This window comes from Dyella sp. LX-66, assembly GCF_018599165.1.
GTDB classification, from domain to species: domain Bacteria; phylum Pseudomonadota; class Gammaproteobacteria; order Xanthomonadales; family Rhodanobacteraceae; genus Dyella_D; species Dyella_D marensis.
This window is the reverse complement of sequence record NZ_JAHFVJ010000001.1, coordinates 853401-861593: the sequence shown is the minus strand read 5'-3', so window position 1 is coordinate 861593 and position 8193 is coordinate 853401. Positions and strand designations below refer to the sequence as shown.

The following is an 8193-nucleotide window of genomic DNA, read 5'->3' as shown; positions in this document are numbered from 1 at the left end:
ACGTGATATCGGTGACCCACGCCCGATCAGGATGCGCCACATTGAACTGGCGTTGCAGCCGATTGGGCGCGACAACCGCAGGCTTACCGCCCTTGTAGCGACGCCGAAGCGGAGAGCGCACCGAACGTAGACCATGTTTACGCATCAATCGCTCAACACGCTTCCGACTGATGTGTTCACCGGCCTCGGTCAAGTCACGGTGCACGTTTCGACTGCCGTATACGCCACCTGACGCAAGGTAGGACTCTTCGATGTACATCATCAAGCGAGCGTCTTCCTTGGCGCGCGCTGACAGCGGTTGCTTTAACCATGCGTAGTAGCCGCTGCGCTCGACCTTGAGCACACGACACATCGTGGCAACGCGAAACTGCTGGCTGAGGGCCTGCATGAAGGCGTACTTCGCCCTTACCCCTTGGCAAAGTACGCGGCGGCCTTTTTTAAAATGTCGCGCTCCTCTTCGACGCGACGTAGCTCGGCACGCAGCCGGGCGTTCTCCTGCACCAAGTCGACTTCCTTCTGCGCTTTGCGCGCATCGCGGCTGACGCCGCGCTCACGAAGCCATGCATACAGACTGTGCGATGACACACCGAGGCGCTCAGCCACCTCCGTGACGGGGTAGCCGCGCTCGTTAACTTGTTTGACCGCTTCAGCTTTGAACTCGTCGGTGAAACGTTTGCTGGTCATAGATCCTCCGATCCTCAATAGACACTATCAGGTGTCTACGGAATCGGGGGCGTACCAACTCGTCGGTGAAACGTTTGCTGGTCATAGATCCTCCGATCCTCAATAGACACTATCAGGTGTCTACGGAATCGGGGGCGTACCACACACCCGATATTCGGAGCCAGGACGATCATGATTCCCGGCGTAACTGACAAGCGTGTCGGGCACGTAAGACAGAAGTCCCGGGGATACCTGCAGCCGAACAGGTTGAGGATCCCACCGCAGGACTAAGGGATCGAACTCAAGCAGGACGTAGAAGTCGCGCTCCAGCGACGACTCAAATTTGGCCACTGCCGGCTCTCCCTGCTTTCCCGTGGGCATCATTCCGGCCAAAGCGCGCCGTCCAAGGCCAATTTTTCGGATAGGCGGCAAGAGGCGCGGGAATCCAGTCGCGACGGTATGGTGAAAATTGTAAGGAGTCGCGTTGACTTTAGGGAAGACACGCGACGGCTTTGATAAGTACATGGCGTCGGGCCCTTGAGGCGACGGCACCAGGGTCGCGCGCACTTAGGGAATTGTCATCGGCGGCGGCTCGCAGCCGCGGCCGGGCGAGATTTCGCTGGCGCACCATGGCGTGCTGTTCCTGGACGAACTGCCCGAATTCAGCCGCCACGTGCTGGAAGTGCTGCGGGAGCCGCTGGAATCGGGCTCGATCGTGGTCTCGCGCGCGGCGCGGCAATCCACCTTCCCGGCGCAGTTCCAGCTGGTCGCGGCCATGAACCCGTGCCCCTGCGGCTACGCCGGCGACCCGCGCGAGCGCTGCCGCTGCACGCCGGACCAGGTACAGCGCTACCGCGGCAAGGTTTCCGGCCCGCTGCTGGACCGCATCGACCTGTGCGTGGACGTGCCGCGCCAGCCGCTGAGCGAACTGGGCGCCGCCCGCGGCGAGCACGACGAGGATTCCGCCACCGTCCGCGCCCGCGTGATGAAGGCGCGTAGCCAGGCCTTGCAGCGCGCGGGGCGCAGCAACGCCGAAATCAACACCCGCGAACTGGAACGCGACTGCGCCCTGGCCCCGGCCGAACGCGCCTGGTTCGAGGCCGCGCTGGAGCGGCTCGGCCTGTCCGCCCGCGCCTACCACCGCACCTTGCGGGTGGCCCGCACCATCGCCGACCTCGACGGCGGCGCCGCCTCGCTGGCCCGCGCGCACCTGGCCGAAGCGCTGCAATACCGCCGTTTCTAGCCTTGCTGGCGGGGCCGCCGGGCCGATCCGGCGAATTTGTGTACCGATCAGTATTGACTTGGGTCCGATACGGGCTAATATCTGCACCGACGAGTTCTCTTATGGACTACGTCCCCCGCCACCCCGGTATCGGTCCCTCCCTCCCTCCCCCGTCCGATACCGGGGTTTGGCCTTTCCCCGCCGAACCTTCTCGTTTCGTTCCGGAATACTCCTATAGCGTCCACGCCCGGTGGACTGGAGACTGCGCGCCCGGCTGGCGCCGCTACCCTTGCGCCGCACTCGACGAAGGAACGCGAATGAGCACGCTCCATATCAGCCTGATGCTCGCGGGCATGCTCGGCATCGGCTTTCTGGCGCAGTGGCTGGCCTGGCGCGTGCGGCTTCCGGCCATTCTGTTTCTGCTGCTGGCCGGCATCCTGCTGGGGCCGGTCTCCGGCGTGCTGCAGCCGGACCGGCTGTTGGGCGAGCTGCTGTTTCCGGTGGTGTCGCTGGCGGTGGCGGTGATCCTGTTCGAAGGCAGCCTCACTCTGCGTTTCGACGAATTGCCCGGCATCGGCCACGCCGTGCGTGGGCTCGTCAGCTATGGCGCCGTCGTGGCGCTGGTGCTGTTGGCCGTCGCCGGCCATTACTTCGCCGGACTGCGCTGGGAACTGGCCTGGCTGTTCGGCGCGCTCACCTGCGTCACCGGCCCGACCGTGATCGCGCCGATGCTGCGCACCTTGCGGCCGAACGCGCGCATCGCCAACACCTTGCGCTGGGAAGGCATCGTGATCGACCCGCTCGGCGCGTTGTTCGCCGTGCTGATCTACGAAGCCATCGTGTCCCGCCACCAGGGCCACACCATCGGCGTGTTCCTGGCCACCGTGGTGTGCGGCAGCGTGGCCGGCGCATGGGCCGCGTGGACCATGGGCTTCCTGCTGCGCCGCCAGCTGATTCCCGACTACCTGCAGAACTTCGGCGTGCTCGCCGCGGTGCTGCTGGCTTTCTCATTTTCCAATGCGATCGCGCACGAATCGGGCCTGCTCACCGTGACGGTGATGGGCATCGCGCTGGGCAATATGCGCGGCGTGCATATCGACGACATCCTCGACTTCAAGGAAAGCCTCACCACCTTGCTGGTCTCCACCTTGTTCATCCTGCTCGCCGCGCGGCTGGAATGGCCGCTGCCGGACGGCATGCTGTGGGCCGGCATCGCGATCTTCATTGCGGCGCAGCTCATCGTGCGGCCGCTTACCGTGGCCATCTCCAGCATCGGCAGCGCGCTGAACTGGCGCGAGCGCGCGCTGATCGCCTGGGTGGCGCCGCGCGGCATCGTGGCGGCTTCGGTGTCGGCGCTGTTCGCGTTGAAGCTGGAAGCGCTGGGCATGCACGATGCGCGCGCGCTGGTGCCGCTGGTGTTCATCCTGATCATCGGCACGGTGGTGTTGCAGAGCGCCACGGCGCGTCCGCTGGCGCGCTGGCTCAACGTGTCGGAGCCGGATCCGAACGGCGTGCTGATCGCCGGTTCCGACAACGTCGCGCGCGCCATCGCCAAGGCGCTGAGCGATGCGGGCTTTCGCGTAGTGCTGGCTGACGATGCCTGGGAGGGCGTACGCATCGCGCGCATGGAAGGGCTCGGCACCTTCTTCGGCAACCCCGCCTCCAGCTACGCGGAACGCAATCTCGACCTCACCGGCGTCGGCACCTTGCTGGCGCTGTCCACCCAGCGCGAGCGCAACTCGCTGGTGTGCGTGCACTACCGCCAGGAATTCGGCCGCGGCCAGGTCTATCTGTTGCGCGTGCTGCCGCCGCAGGAATCGAACGGCCGCGCCATGCTCGCCGGCACCTTGATGGCGCCACCGCTGTTTGCCGAAGACATGACCCATGCGCGCTTCGCCGAACTGCTCGCGCAGGGCTGGCGCATCAAGTCCACGCGCCTGTCGGCCACTTTCGACTGGCCGCATTTCATCGAGCAGTACGGCTCCGGCACGGTGCTGCTGTTCGGCGTGGACGAGAAGGGCGTGCTGCGCGTGGTGTCCGCGCATCGCGAGGTGGAGCCGCGCCCCGGCTGGCTGGTGATCGCCCTGGTGCCGGCCGACTGAGCGTCCCTGCATGGCGGGAGCCGGCGGGCGGACCCGCCGGCTCCCGCGCCAGCATCCCTGCCGGCGCCACGCCAAGTGGTGCTTGCGCGATCAGGCCGCCGAAGCGCGCCGTGCGTGGAACTGCGCTTCCTCGGTGGAACCCTTCAAGGCCGTGGTGGACGACTGCCCCTGCTGGATCGCCTGCGTCACCTGGTCGAAGTAGCCGGTGCCCACTTCGCGCTGATGCTTCACCGCGGTGAAGCCGCGCTCGGCGGCGGCGAACTCGCGCTCCTGCAGCTCCACGAAGGCGCTCATCTGGCGGCGCGCGTAGCCATGGGCCAGGTCGAACATGCCGTAGTTGAGGCTGTGGAAGCCGGCCAGGGTGATGAACTGGAACTTGTAGCCCATCGCGCCGAGCTCGCGTTGGAACTTTGCGATGGTGGCGTCGTCCAGATTCTTCTTCCAGTTGAAGCTGGGCGAGCAGTTGTAGGCCAGCAGCTTGCCGGGGAACTGCGCGTGGATCGCCTCGGCGAACTTGCGCGCTTCTTCCAGGTTCGGCTTGCTGGTTTCGCACCACACCAGGTCGGCATGCGGCGCATAGGCCAGGCCGCGGCTGATCGCCTGATCGAGGCCGGGGCGCACGCGGAAGAAGCCTTCCACGGTGCGCTCGCCGGTGACGAAGGGGCGGTCGTTATCGTCGATATCGGAAGTGAGCAGGTCCGCCGCATCCGCATCGGTGCGCGCCACCAGCAGGGTGGGCACGCCCAGCACGTCGGCGGCCAGGCGCGCGGCGGTAAGCTTGTCCACTGCTTCGCGCGTCGGCACCAGCACCTTGCCGCCCATGTGGCCGCACTTCTTCACCGAGGCCAGCTGGTCCTCGAAATGCACGCCGGAGGCGCCGGCCTCGATCATCGCCTTCATCAGCTCGAAGGCGTTGAGCACGCCGCCGAAACCGGCTTCGGCGTCGGCCACGATCGGCACCATCCAGTCGATCTCGTCATTGCCTTCGGCGTGATGCAGCTGGTCGGCGCGCAGCAAGGTGTTGTTGATGCGCTTGACCACCTGCGGCACCGAATTGGCCGGATACAGCGACTGGTCCGGATACATCTCGCCCGCCAGGTTGGCGTCGGCGGCGACCTGCCAGCCGCTGAGATAAATGGCCTTGAGGCCGGCCTTCACCTGCTGCATGGCCTGGTTGCCGGTCAGCGCGCCCAGCGCGTTGACGAAGTCTTCCTGCTGCAGCGATTTCCACAGCCGCTCCGCACCCTGGCGGGCGATCGAATGCTCCACCGGCACGGTGCCGCGCAGGCGCACCACGTCCGCGGCGGCGTAGTTGCGGCGCACGCCGTTCCAGCGCGGGTTGTTCTGCCAGTCGAGGGTGAGCTGGTCGGCGGTGGGCAGGGCGTTCTTCATGAGTGACTCCTGGTAACTAGAGGCTTCGAGACGTTCGCGCTCAGGCGAGGCGGTCGTAGGCGGGCAGGGTGAGGAAGTCGCCGAGCTGCGCGGCGTGCGTGAGCGAGGCGAGCAGCGCGGCGGCGTCGTCGGCGCGCGCGGCGCCGGGATGCGTGCTGGCGCGCAGGCGGTGCGTGTGGGCGGCGAGCGCCTGGTCGAACAGGGCGAAATCGATCGGCGCGTGGTCGGTGAATTCCACGCCGCCGTGATGCAGCCATTGCCACAGCTGCGCACGTGCGATCTCCGCGGTGGCCGCGTCTTCCATCAGGTGATGGATCGGCACGCAGCCCAGCCCGTCCAGCCACGCGGCGGTGTAGCGCAGCGCCACTTCCACGTTGTTGTCGAAGCCGGCGCGGCTGATGGTGCCGGCGCAGGGTGCGATCAGCTGGTCGCGCGACACCTGCACGTCGGCGCGCGCCACGTTGAGCTGGTTCGGCGAGGGCATGTACTTGTCGAAGATCTCGCGCGCCACCGGCACCAGCGCCGGATGCGCCACCCAGGTGCCGTCGTGGCCGGCCTGCACTTCGCGCAGCTTGTCGGCGCGCACCTTGGCCATGGCCGCTTCGTTCGCGGCTTCGTCGCCCTTGATCGGGATCTGCGCCGCCATGCCGCCCATGGCAAAGGCGCCGCGGCGATGGCAGGTCTGGATCAGCAGCTCCGAATACGCCTTCAGGAACGGCACCGTCATCAGCACCTGGCCGCGCTCGGGCAGCAGGCGGTCGCGGTGGCCGCGCAGGGTCTTCAGGTAGGAAAAGATGTAGTCCCAGCGGCCGCAATTCAGGCCCACCGCGCGCTCGCGCAGCGCATGCAGGATCTCGTGCATCTGGAACACCGCCGGCAGCGTCTCGATCAGCACGGTGGCCTTCATGCAGTTAGCCGGCAGGTCGAGTTCCTCCTCGGCGGCGGCCATCGCTTCGTGCCACAGCGCGGCTTCTTCCATCGCCTCCAGCTTGGGCAGGTAGAAGTACGGGCCGCGGTCGCGCTGCTGCAGGCTGCGGGCGTTGTGGAAGGCGTACAGGCCGAAGTCGACCAGGGCGCCGGACATCGGTTCGCCGTCCACCGTCAGGTGACGCTCCGGCAGGTGCCAGCCGCGCGGGCGGACCACCAGCACGGCCGGGTCATGGCCGACGCGGTAGGTCTTTCCCTCCGGCGAGGTGTAGCCGATGGTGCCGTTCACCGCGTCGCGCAGGTTGATCTGGCCGTCGAGCTGGTTGGCCAGCGTCGGCGCGCTGGAATCCTCGAAGTCGGCCATGAACACCTTCGCGCCGGAATTGAGCGCGTTGATGATCATCTTGCGTTCGACCGGGCCGGTGATCTCCACGCGGCGGTCCTGCAGGGCGGCGGGGATCTTGCCCACGGTCCAGTTGCCCTCGCGGATGGCGAGCGTGTCGGCGCGGAAATCCGGCAGCACGCCGGCGTCGTAGCGGGCCTGGCGGGCGCGGCGGGCGGCCAGCAGGTCCAGGCGGCGCTGGTTGAAGCGGCGGTGCAGGCCGGCCAGGAAGGCCAGGGCCGCCGGGGTCAGGATGCTCTCGTGGCCGGGGCCGGTCTTGCCCTCGATCCGGACGGACGGCTGGGGCAGGCGTTCTTGGGGGACGGCCATGGCGCTTCTCCATCGATGACGATGGGGCGACACTAGGTCGCCAAGCTTGGCTTTGACAAAGCGAATGTTTCAATTTTAGATATTGGCAATGCTAATGATCTTTCTAACTCATTGAGCCAAAAGCTATGCCGAAGGCGACCGACAAGCTGAACAAGCCTCGCAAAGGCCGAAAATCGACGCCGCGGCGCCGCGCCGGCGACGTCGCCCCGGCCGAGGGCACGGCGCGCTTCTACTACAAGGGCAACCGCCAGAAGCAGCTGCGCGCCTTCGTTTACACCGTGAAGCTGGGCACCCTGACCCGCGCCGCCGAGGCGCTGTACCTGTCGCAGCCCAGCGTGAGCCTGCAGCTGCAGGCGCTGGAGCGGGAGCTGGGCACGCGCCTGCTCGAACGCAGCCGCCGCCGCATCAACCTCACCGACGCCGGCGAAGCCCTGTACGAGCTGGCCCGCCCGCTGGTCGAGGGCTGGGAATCGCTGGACCGCGATTTCCAGGCCAAGGTGAAAGGCCTGCAGAGCGGCCGCCTGACCATCGCCGCCGGCACCTCCACCATCCAGTACCTGCTGCCGGACCTGGTGCGCCGCTACCGCGAGCAATACCCGGCCGTGCAACTGCAGCTGGCCAACGTCACCGGCAAGGACGGCATGGCCCTGCTGCGCGCGGACGAGGCGGATTTCGCGGTGGGTTCGATGCTGGACGTGCCCAACGACATCGCCTGGGCGCCGGTCTACCACTACGACCCGATGCTGATCACGCCGCCGGATCATCCGCTGGCGGGCAAGGACAGCATCCGGCTGGAGGATCTCTCGCCCTACGGCCTGATCCTGCCGCCGCAGCGCCTGTCGACGTACCGCATGGTCGACCTGGTGTTCCAGCAGCGGCAGGTGCCGTACCAGGTGGCGATCGAAGTGGGTGGCTGGGACGTGATCAAGGAATACGTCGCGATGGGCTTAGGGATTTCCATCGTCACGGGCATCTGCATCACCGAGGCCGACCGCGCGCGCCTGGCCGTGCGCAATCTGCGGCAGTACTTTCCGCAGCGTGCTTACGGTGTGGTGATGCGCAAGGGGAAGTTCTTAAGCGCGGAGGCGCGGGCGTTTATCGACCTGATCCGCCCGGGCTTGCTGACCCATCGCGATTACGACGAATCGGGGCATTCCGAACGGTAGGTCGGGGTG

6 protein-coding genes and 1 pseudogene are annotated in these 8193 nt (G+C 66.8%); 3 read left to right on the top strand and 4 right to left on the bottom strand.

Annotated features, from left to right (window positions below; translation table 11 throughout):
• Both KK141_RS03830 and KK141_RS03825 read right to left on the bottom strand, forming a co-directional pair.
• Nucleotides 1–388 (bottom strand): IS3 family transposase (locus KK141_RS03830; RefSeq protein WP_214571243.1); only part of this gene is annotated, 388 nt, incomplete at its 3' end.
• A gap of 17 nt (nt 389–405) precedes the next feature.
• Complete coding sequence (locus KK141_RS03825; protein WP_214571242.1) at nt 406–684, bottom strand: transposase; 279 nt, start codon at nt 682–684, stop codon at nt 406–408.
• A gap of 556 nt (nt 685–1240) precedes the next feature.
• Between KK141_RS03825 and KK141_RS03820 the strand changes: the two are divergent.
• A pseudogene (locus tag KK141_RS03820) lies at nt 1241–1906 on the top strand (ATP-binding protein); the annotation flags it as partial.
• Between the two features lie 296 nt (nt 1907–2202).
• The gene (locus KK141_RS03815) at nt 2203–3987 is read left to right on the top strand and encodes a sodium:proton antiporter (RefSeq protein WP_214572824.1); all 1785 of its coding nucleotides are present in this window, start codon (nt 2203–2205) and stop codon (nt 3985–3987) included.
• A gap of 90 nt (nt 3988–4077) precedes the next feature.
• Here KK141_RS03815 and aceA read toward each other — a convergent pair whose 3' ends face one another.
• Complete coding sequence (aceA, locus tag KK141_RS03810) at nt 4078–5379, bottom strand: isocitrate lyase (protein ID WP_214572823.1); 1302 nt, start codon at nt 5377–5379, stop codon at nt 4078–4080.
• A gap of 40 nt (nt 5380–5419) precedes the next feature.
• Nucleotides 5420–7018: a malate synthase A gene (aceB, locus tag KK141_RS03805; RefSeq protein ID WP_214572822.1), complete on the bottom strand. Its 1599-nt coding sequence runs from the start codon at nt 7016–7018 to the stop codon at nt 5420–5422.
• A gap of 125 nt (nt 7019–7143) precedes the next feature.
• Here aceB and KK141_RS03800 point away from each other — a divergent pair, with 125 nt between their 5' ends.
• Complete coding sequence (locus tag KK141_RS03800; RefSeq protein WP_214572821.1) at nt 7144–8184, top strand: LysR family transcriptional regulator; 1041 nt, start codon at nt 7144–7146, stop codon at nt 8182–8184.
• The last annotated feature ends 9 nt before the right edge of the window (nt 8185–8193 follow it).

Excerpts from the sequence above, each read along its gene's own strand:
- KK141_RS03825 (WP_214571242.1), bottom strand. The coding sequence starts at position 684 with ATGACCAGCAAACGTTTCACCGACGAGTTCAAAGCTGAAGCGGTCAAA.
- KK141_RS03815 (WP_214572824.1), top strand. The coding sequence starts at position 2,203 with ATGAGCACGCTCCATATCAGCCTGATGCTCGCGGGCATGCTCGGCATC.
- aceA (WP_214572823.1), bottom strand. The coding sequence starts at position 5,379 with ATGAAGAACGCCCTGCCCACCGCCGACCAGCTCACCCTCGACTGGCAG.
- aceB (WP_214572822.1), bottom strand. The coding sequence starts at position 7,018 with ATGGCCGTCCCCCAAGAACGCCTGCCCCAGCCGTCCGTCCGGATCGAG.
- KK141_RS03800 (WP_214572821.1), top strand. The coding sequence starts at position 7,144 with ATGCCGAAGGCGACCGACAAGCTGAACAAGCCTCGCAAAGGCCGAAAA.